Here is a 15,580-nt window from a genome sequence, read left to right on the forward strand (position 1 = left end):
CGGCCCCGCTCCCCGGACGGCGGGGGAGCGGGGCCGTCGGCCTTCCGCGGGGCGCGTCAGTAGGACGAACCCCCCGCGCCCAGGCTGCCCGTCGGGTGCCAGACCGTCTTGGTCTCCAGGAACGCCAGCATCCGGTCGAGCCCGGGGTCGGCCGACCAGTCCACCCGCCGCGGCCGCAGCACCCGCTTGAGGTTGTCGGCGGCGGCGACCTCCAACTCCCGGGCCGCGTCCGGGTCGGGGGCCCCCGCCAGGTCGATCGCGTTCACGTCGCTGTGCGCGGCGAGCGGCGGGCCGAGCTCGGTCGTCCTCCCGGACAGGATGTTGACCACCCCGCCGGGCAGGTCCGAGGTGGCCAGCACCTCCGCCAGCGACAGGGCGGGCAGCGGCGCGTCCTCGGCCGCCACCACGACGACCGTGTTGCCGGTGACGAGCACCGGGGCGATCACCGAGACCAGGCCGAGCAGCGCGGCCCGTCCCGCGTCCGCCCCCTTCTCCCCGGTGTCCGCCTGCGGTGCCAGTACCGCCACCACACCGGTGGGCTCGGGGGTCGAGAGGTTGAGGAAGGGGCCCGCGACGGGGTTGGCACCGCCCGCGACCTGGGTGACCTTGTCCGACCAGCCCGCGTACCAGACCCACCGGTCGATCGCCGCGTCCACCTGCTCGGCGGCGGCCGTCCGCGACAGCCCGGAACCGGCCGTCACCTCGGTGGCGAACTGCTCGCGGCGGTCCTCCAGCATCTCCGCGATCCGGTAGAGGATCTGCCCGCGGTTGTAGGCGGTGGCACCGGACCAGCCGCCGAACGCCTTGCGTGCCGCGGACACCGCGTCCCTGGCGTCCTTGCGCGAGGCCGATGGCACGTTGACCGGCCGCGCGCCGGTGGAGTCGGTCACCTCGTACACCCGCCCGCTCTCGGACCGGGGGAACTTGCCCCCGATGAAGAGTTTGTAGGTCTTCCACACGCTCAGCCGGGCCGGCCCCGCGGGCTGCCCGCCGGGTCCGGCGGCGGTCTGCTCGCGGACCTGCTTGCCGGCCCCGCCGTGCTTCCGCCCCGCCTGCGTGCCGGACTTCTTCGAGGACTCAGACACCGAGGTACGCCTCCAGACCGTGGCGGCCGCCCTCGCGGCCGAAGCCCGACTCCCGGTAGCCGCCGAACGGCGAGGTCGGGTCGAACTTGTTGAACGTGTTGGCCCACACCACGCCGGCCCTGAGCCGGTCCGCCATCGCGAGGATGCGCGAACCCTTCTCCGTCCAGACACCGGCGGACAGGCCGTAGGGCGAGTTGTTCGCCTTGGCCACCGCCTCCTGGGGGGTGCGGAAGGTCAGGACCGAGAGCACCGGGCCGAAGACCTCGTCCCGCGCGAGGGTGTGCGCCTGGCTGACGCCGGTGAACAGCGTCGGCGTGAACCAGTAGCCTGCGGACGGCAGCGCGCAGGCCGGGGACCAGCGCTCGGCGCCCTCCGCCTCGCCGAGGTCGGCGAGCGCGGTGATCCGGGCCAGCTGCTCGGCGGAGTTGATCGCGCCGATGTCGGTGTTCTTGTCCAGCGGGTCGCCCAGCCGCAGGGTGCCGATCCGCCGCTTGAGCGCGTCCAGCACCTCCTCGTGGACCGACTCCTGCACCAGCAGCCGCGACCCCGCGCAGCAGACCTGGCCGCCGTTGAAGAAGATGCCGTTGACGATCCCCTCCACGGCCTGGTCGACGGGGGCGTCGTCGAAGACGATGTTCGCTCCCTTGCCGCCGAGTTCCAGGGTGAGCCGCTTCTCCGTGCCGGCGACAGCCCGGGCGATCTCCTTGCCCACCGCGGTGGAGCCGGTGAAGGCGACCTTGTCGACGTCCGGGTGGGCGACCAGCGCCGCTCCGGTGGCGCCGGCACCGGTGACGATGTTGACGACGCCCTTCGGCAGTCCGGCCTGTCGGCAGATGTCCGCGAAGAACAGCGCCGACAGCGGAGTCGTCTCCGCCGGCTTGAGGACGACGGTGTTGCCGGCGGCCAGGGCGGGGGCGATCTTCCACGCCAGCATCAGCAGTGGGAAGTTCCACGGGACGACCTGGCCGGCCACGCCCAGCGGGCGCGGGTCCGGGCCGAGACCCGCGTGCGCCAGCTTGTCGGCCCAGCCGGCGTAGTAGAAGAAGTGCGCGGCCACCAGCGGCAGGTCGCTGTCCCGGGTCTCCCGGATCGGCTTGCCGTTGTCCAGCGTCTCCAGTACCGCCAGCTCGCGGGCGCGCTCCTGCACGATGCGGGCGATCCGGTACAGGTACTTGCCGCGCTCCGCGCCGGGCAGCGCGGACCAGTCCTCGAAGGCCCGGCGGGCCGCGGCCACCGCCGCGTCCACGTCCTCCGCCTCGGCCGCGGCGACCTCGGAGAGCACCTCCTCGCTGGACGGCGAGACGGTCTTGAAGACCCCGCCGTTCGCGGCCGGACGGAACTCGCCGTCGATGAACAGCCCGTACGAGGGCGCGATGTCGACGACCGCGCGGGACTCGGGGGCGGGTGCGTATGCGAAAGCCATCGTGTGCCTCAGTCCACCGTCACGTAGTCGGGACCGGAGTAGCGCCCGGTGCGCAGCTTCTGCCGCTGCATCAGCAGATCGTTGAGCAGGCTGGAGGCGCCGAAGCGGAACCAGCCGTTCGTCAGCCAGTCGTCGCCGAGCGTCTCGTTGACCATCACCAGGTACTTGATGGCGTCCTTGCTGGTCCGGATGCCGCCCGCGGGCTTCACCCCGACCTGGACCCCGGTGGCGGCGCGGAAGTCACGGACCGCCTCCATCATCAGCAGGGTGTTCGGCGGTGTCGCGTTGACGGCGACCTTGCCGGTGGAGGTCTTGATGAAGTCGGCTCCCGCGAGCATCGCCAGCCAGGAGGCCCTGCGGATGTTGTCGTAGGTGGCCAGCTCGCCGTTCTCGAAGATCACCTTCAACCGGGCGGAGTCGCCGCCGGGCCCGGCGCAGGCCTCCCGGACGGCGCGGATCTCCTCGAAGACCTGGAGGTAGCGGCCGGAGAGGAAGGCGCCGCGGTCGATCACCATGTCGATCTCATCGGCGCCGGCCGCCACCGCGTCCCGCGTGTCGGCGAGCTTGACCGGCAGCGCCGCGCGTCCCGCCGGGAAGGCCGTGGCCACCGAGGCGACCCGGACGCCGGAGCCGGCGAGCGCCTCCCGGGCGGTCGCGGCCATGTCCGGGTAGACGCAGATCGCGGCGACCGCCGGAGCCTCCCGGTCGCCGGGGTCGGGACGCATTCCCTTGGCGCACAGCGAGCGCACCTTGCCGGGGGTGTCGGCGCCCTCCAGCGTGGTCAGGTCGATCATTGAGATGGCCAGGTCGATGGCGTGCGCCTTGGCCGTGGTCTTGATCGAGCGGGTGCCCAGCATGCCGGCGCGGGCTTCGAGACCGACCGCGTCGACGCCGGGCAGGCCGTGCAGGAACCTGCGCAGCGAGGCATCGGACGCGGTGACGTCGGTCGGTGCGAGCGCCGCACCCGCGGCGCTGCCGCGTGCGGCGGGCTCCGGGGACACGGGGGACACGGGGGTGTCTGGGGACATGGTCACCAGGGGAGCATATCTACGCGCGTAGCGGCCTGTCATCCCCCGTGCTCCGGCAAACCCGCCCGCTCCGCACCTCCGGGCCCCGGGCGGCTCCCTCCGAGACGTCGGGCAGAATCGGTGGCATGAGCAGTGAGCCGAGCGAATCCAGCGAGCCGGGCGTGCCGAGTGGAGCGGACGGGGCCGGCGGCCCGGCGGGCTACGCCGACCGCACGTACCGTTCCGGGGCGGCGCTGGCCGGCGGCGCCCTGCTGCTGGCCCTGGCCGGCTGGCTGGGCGGGGACGCGCTGCTCCGCGGCGACGGACGTACCCCGCTCGTCGCCGCCGCGGCCCTGCTGTGCGCGGTGCCGCTGATCACCGCCTTCACCCTGCGCCCGGTGGTGTTCGCGGGCGAGCGGGGGCTACGGGCGCGCAACCCGTTCCGCACCCTGTCGCTGCCCTGGGGTGCGGTCGAGAGCTTCCGGGCGACCTTCTCCAGCGAGGTCGTCGCCGAGGGCCGCACGTACCAGCTCTGGGCGGTGCCCGTCTCGCTGCGGGAGCGGAAGAAGGCCACCCGCCACAACGAGCGCCTCGCCTCCGGCCGGGCACCGCGCGGCCTGCGCGCCATGGCCCAGGCGGAGCCCTCCGACGTGGAGCGGCAGGCGACCTCGGACCGGACGCTGAAGGAGCTGCGCGCGTGCGCGGAGCGGTGGTCGGACCACACCGGCCCTGTCGAGGTGCGCTGGGCCTGGGAGATCCTCGTGCCCGCCGTCCTCGGCGCGGCCGCCCTCGCGGTGCTGCTCCTCACCGGCTGACCCGGCGGCGGGCGCCCGGGGCCCCGGGCGCCCGCCGCCGGGTCAGCCGGTGAGCCCGGCAGAACCCGCCCGGCCCCGCCGGTACCGCTGAGGGCGCGGGCGGTACCGGCGGACCCGGGCGGGCCTCAGATGCCCGCCGCGGCGGCGAAGTCCTTCCGCAGCCGCTCCAGCACCTCGTCCGCCCGGCGCCGCGCGGCCGGCAGACCCGCGGCGTCCGCCACCGGGACGACGACCTCCAGGTAGCACTTCAGTTTCGGTTCGGTCCCGCTCGGGCGGACGATCACCCGCGCGTCCAGTTCACCGCCGAGCCGGTAGCGCAGTCCGTCGGTGGGGGGCAGCGAGGGCGAACCGTGCGAGAGGTCCTCGGCTCGAACCACCTGCAGCCCGGCCAGCCCGGACGGCGGCTGCGCCCGCAGCCGGGCCATCGCCGCGGTGATCAGCGACAGGTCCCGCACCCTTACGGACAACTGGCCGGTGGCGTGCAGCCCGTGCCGCACCGCCAGCTCGTCCAGCACGTCGGTCAGCGACCTCCCGGCCGCCTTCTGCACGGCGGCCAGCTCCGCGATCAGCAGTGCGGCGGTGACGCCGTCCTTGTCGCGCACCCCGCCCGGATCCACGCAGTAGCCCAGTGCCTCCTCGTAGCCGTAGGCCAGCTCCGGCACCCGGGCGATCCACTTGAAGCCGGTCAGCGTCTCCTCGTGGCGCAGGCCGGCCGCCGCCGCGATCCGGCCCAGCAGGCTGGAGGAGACGATCGACTCCGCGAACGTGCCGGAGGCGCCCCTGCCGACCAGGTGGGCGGCGAGCAGGGCGCCGACCTCGTCGCCGTGCAGCATCCGCCAGCCCGCCGGGGCGTCCGCGTCGGGCACCGCCACCGCGCACCGGTCGGCGTCCGGGTCGTTGGCGATCACCAGGTCGGGGGAGACGCGCCGGGCCGCGGCGTACGCCAGGTCCATCGCCCCGGGCTCCTCCGGGTTGGGAAAGGCGACGGTGGGGAAGTCCGGGTCCGGTGCGGCCTGCTCCGCGACCGCCACCGGCTCGGGGAAGCCGGCCCGGGTGAACGCCGCCGCGACCGTGTCGCCGCCGACCCCGTGCAGCGCGGTGTGCACCACCGTGACGTCGCGGGGGGAGGCGGCGTCGACCACCCCGACCGCCCGTGCCAGGTAGGCGTCGACGATCTCCTCGCCCAGCGCCGCCGGCCCGGCGTCCGGGCGCGGCACTCCGGTCAGCGGGCCGACCGCGGCGATCCGCGCGGCGATCTCGCGGTCGGCGGGCGGCACGATCTGCGTGCCCTCGCCCAGGTAGACCTTGTAGCCGTTGTCGCGCGGCGGGTTGTGGCTGGCGGTGACCATGACCCCGGCCGCGGCGCCCAGGTGCCGGACGGCGAAGGCGAGCACCGGGGTGGGCAGCGGACGCGGCAGCAGCACGGCGCGCAGCCCGGCGCCGGTCATCACCGCGGCGGTGTCGCGGGCGAAGTCCTCGCTGCGGTGCCGGGCGTCCCAGCCGATGACGACCGGTCCCTCCGGCACGCCGTCGGCCAGCAGGTGCGCGGCGAGCCCGGCCGCCGCCCGGATCACCACGGCGCGGTTCATCCGCATCGGCCCGGCGCCGAGTTCGCCCCGCAGCCCCGCGGTGCCGAACTCCAGCGTCCCGGCGAACCGGTCGCGCAGCTCGGCCAGGGCCGCCTCGGCGCCGGGGGACTCCGGCCGGCCGGCCTCGTCCAGCAGTGCGGCGAGTTCCTCCCGGGTGCCCGGGTCGGGGTCCTCGGCGAGCCAGGCGCGCGCCTGCCCGAGGAGGTGCGCGTCCGGCCCGTCCGCCGCGCCGCCGTGCGGTGTGCTCCTGCTGTCGTGCTGCTCCATCGCGTCCCTCGCCTCTCGCCAGTGGGTCCCCGTGAGCCGGCGCCCGGCCGGCAGCGGCGGCGCTCCGTCGGTTCCCGCCGGGCGCCGCGGTCGATCAGAGCCGGTCGAGCACCTGGGCCAGCAGGGTGCCCATCCGGGACGCGGAGTCACGGCCGGCCTGGAGCACCTCCTCGTGGTTGAGCGGCTCGCCCGTCATGCCCGCGGCCAGGTTGGTGACCAGGGAGATGCCGAGCACCTCGGCGCCGGCCTCGCGGGCGGCGATCGCCTCCAGCACGGTGGACATCCCGACCAGGTCGCCGCCCAGGGTGCGCAGCATGCCGATCTCGGCGGGCGTCTCGTAGTGCGGGCCGGGCAACTGGGCGTAGACGCCCTCCTCCAGGGAGGGGTCGACGCGGCGGCACAGGTTGCGCAGCCGCGGCGAGTACAGGTCCGTCAGGTCGACGAAGTTCGCCCCCGCGATCGGCGAGGTCGCCGTGAGGTTGAGGTGGTCGCTGATCAGGACCGGCTGGCCCGGACGCATGCCCGCGCGCAGTCCGCCGCACCCGTTGGTGAGCACGATGGTCTTGCAGCCCGCCGCCACGGCGGTGCGGACGCCGTGCGCGACCGCGGCCACGCCGTGGCCCTCGTAGTAGTGGGTGCGGCCCAGGAAGACCAGCGCCCGCTTCTCGCCGAGCCGGTACGAGCGGATTTTGCCGGCATGGCCGGCGACCGCGGGCGGCGGGAAGCCGGGCAGCTCGGTGACCGGGTACTCGTGCTCGGGTCGGCCGAGGGCCTCGGCGGCGGGGACCCAGCCCGAACCCATCACCAGGGCGACGTCGTGGCTCTCCGCGCCCGTCAGCTCGCGCAGCCGGGCGGCCGCGGCGTCGGCGGTGCCGTAGGGGTCAGTGGTGATATCGGAAGCGTTCACGCGATGAGGGTAACGGTTTCTCGGCTACGCGCGTAGACGTGCGGCACGCCCTCCCGTGCGGGAGACCTGCACGGGAGGGCCCCGCACGGCGGGACCGCGGGGTTCGGGCGCGCCGGTGCGAGGGAGGGGACCGCCGCTCAGCAGGGGCGCTTGCGCAGCTCCATCACGTAGTCGTGCGGGGCACCGCCGGACTCCGCCGCGTCCGCCAGCTCGCCCAGGTAGCGTGCGGAGGGCAGCCCGCCCTCGTAGCCGTTCAGCACGTACACCCAGGCGGCCTCCTCGCCGTCCAGGGTGTGGACCTTGATCCGCATCCGGCGGTAGATGTCGAGGCCGACCCCCTCCCAGCGGTCCATCGACTCCTCGTCCATCGGGGCGATGTCGTACAGCGCGACGAAGACCTCCGAGCGGGGTGCCTCGACGAGGGTGGCCAGAGCACCTTCCCAGCCCATGTGCTCACCACCGAACGTCAGCCGCCATCCGGTGATCCAACCGGTGCCGCGCAGCGGCGAGTGCGGTGCGCGGCGGGACATCAGCCGGGCGTCGAGGTTTCCGGCGTATGCGGCGTAGAGCGACATGGAGTAGAGACTACGGGAGCCGTCCACGGGATCGGGGAGCGCCGGGACGGCCGAACCGGCGACGTGCGGCGACTCACCGGGGGCGGCCGGGTGGCCGGGCGCGCGGTGCGGGACACTGGACGGGTGACTCGGATCGTGATTATCGGTGGCGGACCCGGCGGATACGAGGCGGCCCTGGTGGCCGCGCAACTCGGTGGTGAGGTGACGGTCGTCGACAGCGACGGACTGGGCGGCGCGTCGGTGCTCACCGACTGCGTGCCCTCCAAGACGCTGATCGCGACCGCGGAGGTGAAGACCAACTTCGACTCCTCCTACCGGGAACTGGGCATCACCGTCGGTGAGCAGGGCACGGAGAGCGGGATCGGCGTCGACCTCGGCAGGATCAACCGCCGGGTGAAGCGGCTCGCCCTCGCGCAGTCGCACGACATCACCGCCGCGGTCACCCGGGCGGGTGTCCGGGTGCTGCGCGGCCGCGGCCGCCTGGAGCCCGAGCAGGGCGCGGACGGCTCCCGCCTGGTCGTGGTCCGGACCGCGGACGGCGCCGAGGAGTCGCTCACCGCGGACGTGGTGCTGATCGCCACCGGCGGGCACCCCCGGGAGATCCCGGAGGCGCGGCCGGACGGCGAGCGAATCCTGAACTGGACCCAGGTCTACGAGTTGGACGAGCTGCCGGAGGACCTGATCGTGGTCGGCTCCGGCGTCACCGGCGCCGAGTTCGCCGGCGCCTACCTGGGTCTGGGCTCGCGGGTCACGCTGGTCTCCTCGCGTGAGCGGGTGCTGCCCGGCGAGGACCCGGACGCCGCTGCCGTGCTGGAGGACGTCTTCCGGCGCCGCGGCATGAACGTGGTCTCCCGGACCCGGGCGCAGGCGGCGGAGCGGGTCGGCGACCACGTGGAGGTCACCCTCTCCGACGGACGGGTGATCACCGGCTCGCACTGCCTGATGGCGGTCGGCGCGGTGCCGAACAGCGCGAGCATGGGCCTGGAGAAAGCCGGGGTGAAACTCACCGGATCGGGTCACATCTGGACGGACAAGGTCTCCCGGACCACCGCACCCTCGGTGTACGCCGCGGGTGACTGCACCGGGATCTTCGCGCTCGCCTCGGTGGCCGCCATGCAGGGCCGGATCGCGATGTACCACTACCTCGGCGAGACGGTGCAGCCGCTGGACCTCAAGACCGTCTCGGCGAACATCTTCACCGACCCGGAGATCGCCACGGTGGGCTACTCACAGGCCGACGTGGACGAGGGTCGGATCGACGCCCGCGCGGTGAAGCTCCCGCTGCTGCGCAATCCGCGCGCCAAGATGCAGGGGATCAGGGACGGCTTCGTCAAGCTCTTCTGCCGCCCGGGGACGGGCATCGTGGTCGGCGGGGTGGTGGTCGCCCCGCGGGCCAGCGAGCTGATCCACCCGATCGCGATCGCCGTCGACAACAATTTGACGGTGGAGCAGATCGCCAACACCTTCACCGTCTACCCGTCGCTCTCCGGATCGATCGCCGAGGTGGCGCGGCAGTTGCACACCCGCAAGACCGCGGAGGGCTGAACGGCCCCCGGCGGGGCGGTTGTCCGGCCGGGCGGCGGCCCCGCCGGACCTCGCAGGCGGCCGGCCGCTCCCGGAGCGGTTCGCACGCACATACCACGTGGGTGACGTGCGTGTGAACAACTTCGAATAACCCCCGCATAGTGCTGAAAGCAGACGGTCATTGGCATTACTGTCAGTTCCGTGTTCGCTGCAGAACGTCGCCAACTGATCCTTGAAATGGTGCGCGCCAACGGGGCCGTGTCGCTCCGTGAGCTCGCCCGCGTCGTCCAGACCTCCGAAGTGACCGTACGCCGCGACGTGCGCGCTCTGGAGTCAGAGGGACTCCTCGACCGCCGGCACGGAGGTGCCGTGCTGCCCGGGGGGTTCACCCGGGAATCCGGGTTCCCGCACAAGTCCCACCTGGCCACCGCGGAGAAGACGGCCATCGCCGACCTCGCCGCGGGCCTGGTCCAGGAGGGCGAGGCGGTGGTGGTCGGTGCCGGCACCACCACCCAGGAGCTGGCCCGCCGGCTCGCCCGCATCCCCGGGCTCACCGTCGTCACCAACTCGCTGCTGGTCGCCCAGGCGCTGGCGCACGCCAACCGGGTGGAGGTGGTGATGACCGGTGGCACCCTGCGCGGTTCCAACTACGCGCTGGTGGGCAGCGGTGCCGAGCAGTCCCTCCAGGGCCTGCGGGTGTCGCGGGCGTTCCTCTCCGGCAGCGGGCTGACCGCCGAACGTGGCCTGTCCACCTCCAACATGCTGGCTGCGAGCGTGGACCGGGCGCTGGTGCAGGCCGCGTCGGAGGTGGTGGTGCTCGCCGACCACACCAAGCTGGGCACCGACACCATGTTCCAGACGGTGCCCACCGAGATCATCACCCGTCTGGTGACGGACGAGCCACTGGTGCCCGACGAGCGCGCGTCGTCCGAGCTCCAGGCCCTCGCCGACCAGGGGGTGCAGATCACCGTCGCGGGCAGCGGGGCGGCGCCGGAGGCGCCGATCGCCGGAACCGCCCGGCACGAGCTGCCGCTCCCCTCCCAGCGCCGGAACCACGCCCCCGGTGGCGGGCCGCCGCAGCAACTGCGGGCCGCCGGGACGCCGGTGGCGGACCTGGCGCCGCGGCGCCGGGGCTGACCGGCCGTCCCGTCCGGTCCCGGAACGGGCGACGGCCCCGGACCCTTCGCACCGTGCGGTCGGGGTCCGGGGCCGTCGCCCGTTCCGGCGGGTCAGTCCTTGATCTCGCAGATCACCGAGCCCGAGGAGAGCGAGCCGCCCACCTCGATGGTGAGCCCCTTGACCGTGCCGGCCCGGTGCGCGTTGAGTGGCTGCTCCATCTTCATCGCCTCCAGGACGACGATCAGCTCGCCCTCGGCGACCTGCTGCCCCTCCTCCACCGCGACCTTGACCACGGTGCCCTGCATCGGGGAGGCCAGCGCGTCGCCGGAGGCCGCCGAGGCGGACTTGCGGGAGTTCTTGCGCCGGGCCGGCTTGGCTCCGCCGGCGACCGCCGCGCGGGCCAGCGGCATGCCCAGCGAGGCGGGCAGCGACACCTCCAGCCGCTTGCCGCCGACCTCGACGACGACCGTCTCCCGGCTGCCGCCCTCCTCGTCCTCGTCCGTCCCGGCCCCGGCGAAGGGGGGAATCTCGTTGGCGAACTCGGTCTCGATCCACCGGGTGTGGACGGTGAACGGCTCACCCTCGCGGCCGTGCACCTCCGGTGCGTACGCCGGGTCGGAGACCACTGTGCGGTGGAACGGGATCGCAGTCGCCATGCCCTCGACCCGGAACTCGGCCAGCGCGCGCCCCGCGCGCTGGAGCGCCTGCTTGCGGGTGGCGCCGGTGACGATCAGCTTGGCCAGCAGCGAGTCCCAGGCCGGGCCGATGACCGAGCCGGCCTCGACCCCGGCGTCCAGCCGGACGCCCGGGCCCGCCGGGGCCGCGAAGGCGGTGACGGTGCCGGGCGCGGGCAGGAAGTTGCGGCCCGGGTCCTCGCCGTTGATCCGGAACTCGATGGAGTGGCCGCGCAGCTGCGGGTCGTCGTAGCCCAGCTCCTCGCCGTCGGCGATCCGGAACATCTCCCGGACCAGGTCGATTCCGGAGATCTCCTCGGTGACCGGGTGCTCCACCTGGAGGCGGGTGTTGACCTCCAGGAAGGAGATCGTGCCGTCCTGGCCGACGAGGAACTCGCAGGTTCCCGCACCGACGTAGCCGGCCTCCTTCAGGATGGCCTTGGACGCGCGGTACAGCTCGGTGTTCTGCTCCGGCGTCAGGAACGGCGCCGGAGCCTCCTCGACGAGCTTCTGGTGCCGTCGCTGGAGCGAGCAGTCCCGGCTGGAGACGACGACCACGTTGCCGTGGGTGTCGGCCAGGCACTGGGTCTCCACGTGCCGCGGGCGGTCCAGATAGCGCTCGACGAAGCACTCGCCGCGGCCGAAGGCGGCGACCGCCTCGCGCACCGCGGAGTCGTACAGCTCCGGGACCTCCTCCAGGGTGCGGGCGACCTTCAGGCCGCGCCCGCCGCCGCCGAAGGCGGCCTTGATCGCGATCGGCAGGCCGTGCTTCTCGGCGAACGCGACCACCTCGTCCGCCCCGGACACCGGGTCCTTGGTCCCCGCGACCAGGGGCGCACCGGCGCGCTGGGCGATGTGCCGGGCGGCGACCTTGTCGCCGAGGTCGCGGATGGCCTGCGGCGGCGGCCCGATCCACGTCAGCCCGGCGTCCATGACGGCCTGGGCGAACTCGGCGTTCTCGGAGAGAAAGCCGTAACCCGGGTGGATCGCGTCCGCACCGGAGTCGGCGGCGGCCTTCAGGACCTTGGCCACGTCCAGGTAGCTCGCGGCCGGCGTCTCACCACCCAGTGCGAATGCCTCGTCGGCTGCCCGGACGTGCAGTGCGTCCCGGTCCGGCTCGGCGTAGACGGCAACGCTCGCGATGCCCGCGTCCCGGCAGGCCCGGGCTACGCGGACGGCGATTTCGCCGCGGTTGGCGATGAGCACCTTGCGCACGATGACTCCCTCCTCGAAACAAGCTGAGTTTAGGTACCGGCCACACCCCGCGCCGAGCCGTTCTGAGGGGTGAGCTTGCCCACACGCACTGTAGCGGGGCGTGCCCGGTGCCCCTCGATTCCCTGTTCTCCCACGGTACGCCGGGTTCTGCGGGGCGAAACGGGGTGTCCTGGTGTGGTCGGGGTCTCCCGCTCGCCGGCCGCGTGCGCCGCCGGGTTCTTTGTGGGATTCCCACCAGGAGTGGCGCGATTCTTTGCGGGCGGCCGATTTCGGTGGACGGCCGGTGAAGGGGCTCCCGGCACGGGCGCGGCCCGGGGAGCGGCCCGTCGGGAACGCACGGCTCCGGCGGGCGCCCCCGACGGGCGCGGGCCGGCACCCCGCCACCGCACCGGCGGGGCGGTAGCGGCTGCGGTCAGTCCGTCCACAGGTCGGCGACGGAGACGCCGAGTTCGCCCAGCAGGCGGCGCAGCAGCGGCAGCGACAACCCGATCACGTTGCCGTGGTCCCCGTCGACGCCGTCCACGAAGGGCGCCGAACGGCCGTCCAGGGTGAAGGCGCCCGCCACGTGCAGCGGCTCACCGGATGCGACGTAGGCGGCGACCTCCGCGTCGGTGGGCGTGCCGAAGCGGACGGTGGTGGAGGCGGTGGCGCCGACCTGGCGCCCGTCCGCGGTGTCCACCAGGCAGTGGCCGGTGCGCAGCACGCCGGAGCGGCCGCGCATCCGCTTCCACCGGGACACCGCGTCCTCGGCGTCAGCGGGCTTGCCCAGCGCCTCCCCGTCCATGTCCAGCACCGAGTCGCACCCGACCACGAGGGCACCGGCCGCTTCCGGGCGGGAGGCGACCGCGGCGGCCTTCGCGCGGGCCAGCACCAGGGCGAGTTCGCCGGGGGTGGGGGCACTGAGCGCGTCCTCGTCCACTCCGCTGACGATCACCTCCGGAGCCATGCCCGCCTGCCGCAGCAGGCCGAGCCTGGCGGGGGAGCGGGAGGCGAGCACCAGACGGCGTGCGGGGGCGTGTCGCTCGGTCATCGGGCCATCGTAGGCCGGGCTCTGCGACCCCGGGCACCCGCCGTGGACGAGGCTCCACGGCGCAGGGCCGTGGGGCCGGGGGCGCGGAACGGGGCGCATGCCCCGCCGACGGGGCATGCGTCGGCGCTCACTTCCCGGCGATCACCAGGGTGAGCAGGAAGACCGCGACCGCCAGGACCCAGCCCGCCTGCCGCAAGTGTGACTGCGCGGCGCGGAGCCACTCGGGCGGACGGTCGTCGGGGTCGGACCACAGCATGGACCCAGCGTGCGGCCGAACCCTCCGGTCGCGCCTGAGTACCTGTACTCAGGCGCGACCGGAGGGAGGTGCCGCGCCCCGCCCCCGCCCCCGGCCCGCTCCCGCGACCCGTCCGCCCGGCACGCGGCGCCAACCGGGCTGCCGGGACGGGGCGGGGCCGGGTCAGACAGGCCAGAAGGTGGTGCGCCAGGCCTTCGGTCCCGGGTGCGGCAGCCGTTGCGGCACCAGCCGGGCCGGGTCGGACCACTCGGAGACGCCCCCCGGTCCGGCCGCGGTGTGCGCGGCGGCCGCGGCGGCCCTCGCCTGCACCACCGCCAGTGCCGCGGCCAGCTCCTCGGGCGTCGGGTTGCCCCGCACCACCTTGATCATGTCGAACCTCCGGTTGCCGGGCGGACTGGTCAGAGCGGGATGTTGCCGTGCTTCTTCGGCGGGAGCTGCTCCCGCTTGGAGCGCAGGGTGCGCAGGCCGCGGACGATGTGCCGCCGCGTCTCGGAGGGCATCACCACCGCGTCCACGTACCCGCGCTCGGCCGCCGCGTAGGGGTTGAGCAGCGCGTCCTCGTACTCGCCGGTCAACCGGGCCCGCAGCTCCTCCCGCTCCTCCGGGTCCGCGACCCCCGCCAGCGCCCGGCGGTGCAGGATGTTGACCGCGCCCTGCGCGCCCATCACCGCGATCTGCGCCGTCGGCCAGGCGAAGTTGAGGTCGGCACCCAGGTGCTTGGAGCCCATCACGTCGTAGGCGCCGCCGAAGGCCTTGCGGGTGATCACCGTGATCAGCGGCACCGTCGCCTCCGCGTAGGCGTAGATCAGCTTCGCGCCGCGCCGGATGATGCCCTGGAACTCCTGCTCGGTGCCCGGGAGGAAGCCGGGGACGTCGACGAAGGTCAGCACCGGGACGTTGAAGGCGTCGCAGGTCCGCACGAAGCGGGCGGCCTTCTCGCTCGCGTCGATGTCCAGGCAGCCGGCGAACTGCATCGGCTGGTTGGCCACCACACCGACCGACTGCCCCTCCACCCGGCCGAACCCGGTCAGGACGTTGGGTGCGAACAGGGCCTGCGTCTCCAGAAACTCGCCGTCGTCCAAGACGTGTTCGACGACCGCGTGCATGTCGTACGGCTGGTTCGCCGAGTCCGGGATCAGGACGTCCAGCTCGCGGTCGCGGTCCGAGGTCTCCAGGTCCGCCTCCTCGGGGAAGAGCGGCGCCTCGGAGAGGTTGTTCGACGGGAGGTAGGACAGCAGGGCCTTGACGTACTCGACGGCGTCTTTCTCGTCCCCCGCCATGTGGTGGGCGACGCCGGAGGTGGAGTTGTGGGTGCGGGCGCCGCCCAGCTCCTCGAAGCCCACGTCCTCGCCCGTCACCGTCTTGATCACGTCGGGACCGGTGATGAACATGTGCGAGGTCTTGTCCACCATCACGGTGAAGTCGGTGATCGCCGGGGAGTAGACCGCGCCGCCCGCGCACGGTCCCATGACCAGTGAGATCTGCGGCACCACACCGGAGGCGTGCACGTTGCGCCGGAAGATCTCGGCGAACAGCCCGAGCGCGACCACACCCTCCTGGATGCGGGCGCCGCCGCCGTCGTTGATGCCGATCACCGGGCAGCCCGTCTTCAGCGCGAAGTCCATCACCTTGACGATCTTCTCGCCGTAGACCTCGCCCAGCGAACCGCCGAAGATGGTGAAGTCCTGCGAGTACACGCAGACCGGACGTCCGTCGACCGTCCCGTAGCCGGTCACCACGCCGTCACCGTACGGGCGGTTGCTCTCCAGCCCGAACGCGGTCGACCGGTGCCGGGCGAACTCGTCCAGCTCGGTGAAGGAGCCCTCGTCGAGCAGCAGTTCCACCCGCTCTCTGGCGGTCAGCTTGCCCTTCGCGTGCTGCTTCCCGACCGCCCGGGCGGAACCCGCGTGGACGGCCTCGGTGGTGCGCTGCCGGAAGTCGTCGATCTTGCCGGCGGTGGTGTGGATGTCGGGCTTTTCCTGCTCGGACACGGGGAGCGGCTCCTACTCGTCCTCAGGCGTCCGGCTGCCCGGGGCCCGCGGGGGCGGGTCCGGGGGGCCGGGCACGCCACTGCGCTGCGTTCTCGGACCTTCC

General features: G+C 73.6%; 14 protein-coding genes. 3 read left to right on the forward strand and 11 right to left on the reverse strand.

The features are described 5' to 3' along the window. Positions 1–56: 56 nt before the first annotated feature. The 3 genes from H300_RS0106455 to deoC form a co-directional block, all read right to left on the reverse strand. On the reverse strand, positions 57–965 hold the full coding sequence (locus tag H300_RS0106455; RefSeq protein ID WP_028426784.1) for an aldehyde dehydrogenase family protein: 909 nt from the start codon (positions 963–965) through the stop codon (positions 57–59). A 112-nt stretch (positions 966–1,077) separates the two neighbouring features. After that, positions 1,078–2,508 carry an aldehyde dehydrogenase family protein gene (locus H300_RS0106460; RefSeq protein ID WP_028426785.1) on the reverse strand — a complete coding sequence of 477 codons (1,431 nt, stop codon included), beginning with the start codon at positions 2,506–2,508 and terminating at the stop codon, positions 1,078–1,080. Positions 2,509–2,516: 8 nt separating this feature from the next. Beyond that, positions 2,517–3,536 carry a deoxyribose-phosphate aldolase gene (gene deoC, locus H300_RS0106465; RefSeq protein ID WP_051269642.1) on the reverse strand — a complete coding sequence of 340 codons (1,020 nt, stop codon included), beginning with the start codon at positions 3,534–3,536 and terminating at the stop codon, positions 2,517–2,519. A 125-nt stretch (positions 3,537–3,661) separates the two neighbouring features. Here deoC and H300_RS0106470 point away from each other — a divergent pair, with 125 nt between their 5' ends. Then, positions 3,662–4,330: a PH domain-containing protein gene (locus tag H300_RS0106470; protein WP_028426787.1), complete on the forward strand. Its 669-nt coding sequence runs from the start codon at positions 3,662–3,664 to the stop codon at positions 4,328–4,330. A gap of 125 nt (positions 4,331–4,455) precedes the next feature. On the opposite strand, the gene H300_RS25310 is transcribed toward H300_RS0106470, so the two are convergent. From H300_RS25310 to H300_RS0106485, 3 genes are all read right to left on the reverse strand, one after another. After that, positions 4,456–6,186, reverse strand: coding sequence for a phospho-sugar mutase (locus H300_RS25310; protein WP_051269588.1), 1,731 nt, complete (start codon positions 6,184–6,186; stop codon positions 4,456–4,458). A gap of 94 nt (positions 6,187–6,280) precedes the next feature. Beyond that, complete coding sequence (locus tag H300_RS0106480; RefSeq protein WP_028426788.1) at positions 6,281–7,093, reverse strand: purine-nucleoside phosphorylase; 813 nt, start codon at positions 7,091–7,093, stop codon at positions 6,281–6,283. Positions 7,094–7,230: 137 nt separating this feature from the next. Next, positions 7,231–7,668 carry a gamma-glutamylcyclotransferase family protein gene (locus tag H300_RS0106485; RefSeq protein WP_028426789.1) on the reverse strand — a complete coding sequence of 146 codons (438 nt, stop codon included), beginning with the start codon at positions 7,666–7,668 and terminating at the stop codon, positions 7,231–7,233. Between the two features lie 123 nt (positions 7,669–7,791). Here H300_RS0106485 and H300_RS0106490 point away from each other — a divergent pair, with 123 nt between their 5' ends. Both H300_RS0106490 and H300_RS0106500 read left to right on the forward strand, forming a co-directional pair. Beyond that, a complete protein-coding gene (locus H300_RS0106490; protein ID WP_028426790.1) occupies positions 7,792–9,213 on the forward strand; it encodes an NAD(P)H-quinone dehydrogenase in 1,422 nt (473 codons plus the stop codon). Positions 9,214–9,393: 180 nt separating this feature from the next. After that, entirely contained in the window at positions 9,394–10,329 is a 936-nt protein-coding gene (locus H300_RS0106500; protein ID WP_078515754.1) for a DeoR/GlpR family DNA-binding transcription regulator, read from the forward strand. Positions 10,330–10,421: 92 nt separating this feature from the next. Here the strand turns inward: H300_RS0106500 and H300_RS0106505 are convergent, their stop codons facing one another. From H300_RS0106505 to H300_RS0106525, 5 genes are all read right to left on the reverse strand, one after another. Beyond that, positions 10,422–12,200, reverse strand: coding sequence for an ATP-binding protein (locus H300_RS0106505; RefSeq protein ID WP_028426792.1), 1,779 nt, complete (start codon positions 12,198–12,200; stop codon positions 10,422–10,424). 412 nt (positions 12,201–12,612) lie between these two features. Then, a complete protein-coding gene (locus H300_RS0106510) occupies positions 12,613–13,230 on the reverse strand; it encodes a Maf family nucleotide pyrophosphatase (protein WP_028426793.1) in 618 nt (205 codons plus the stop codon). Positions 13,231–13,357: 127 nt separating this feature from the next. Further along, entirely contained in the window at positions 13,358–13,486 is a 129-nt protein-coding gene (mmpB, locus tag H300_RS32200; RefSeq protein WP_486583580.1) for a morphogenic membrane protein MmpB, read from the reverse strand. Positions 13,487–13,648: 162 nt separating this feature from the next. Continuing rightward, positions 13,649–13,855, reverse strand: coding sequence for an acyl-CoA carboxylase epsilon subunit (locus tag H300_RS0106520; RefSeq protein WP_028426794.1), 207 nt, complete (start codon positions 13,853–13,855; stop codon positions 13,649–13,651). A 29-nt stretch (positions 13,856–13,884) separates the two neighbouring features. Further along, a complete protein-coding gene (locus tag H300_RS0106525; RefSeq protein ID WP_028426795.1) occupies positions 13,885–15,477 on the reverse strand; it encodes an acyl-CoA carboxylase subunit beta in 1,593 nt (530 codons plus the stop codon). Positions 15,478–15,580: the final 103 nt, after the last annotated feature.

This window comes from Streptomyces sp. TAA040 (assembly GCF_000424845.1).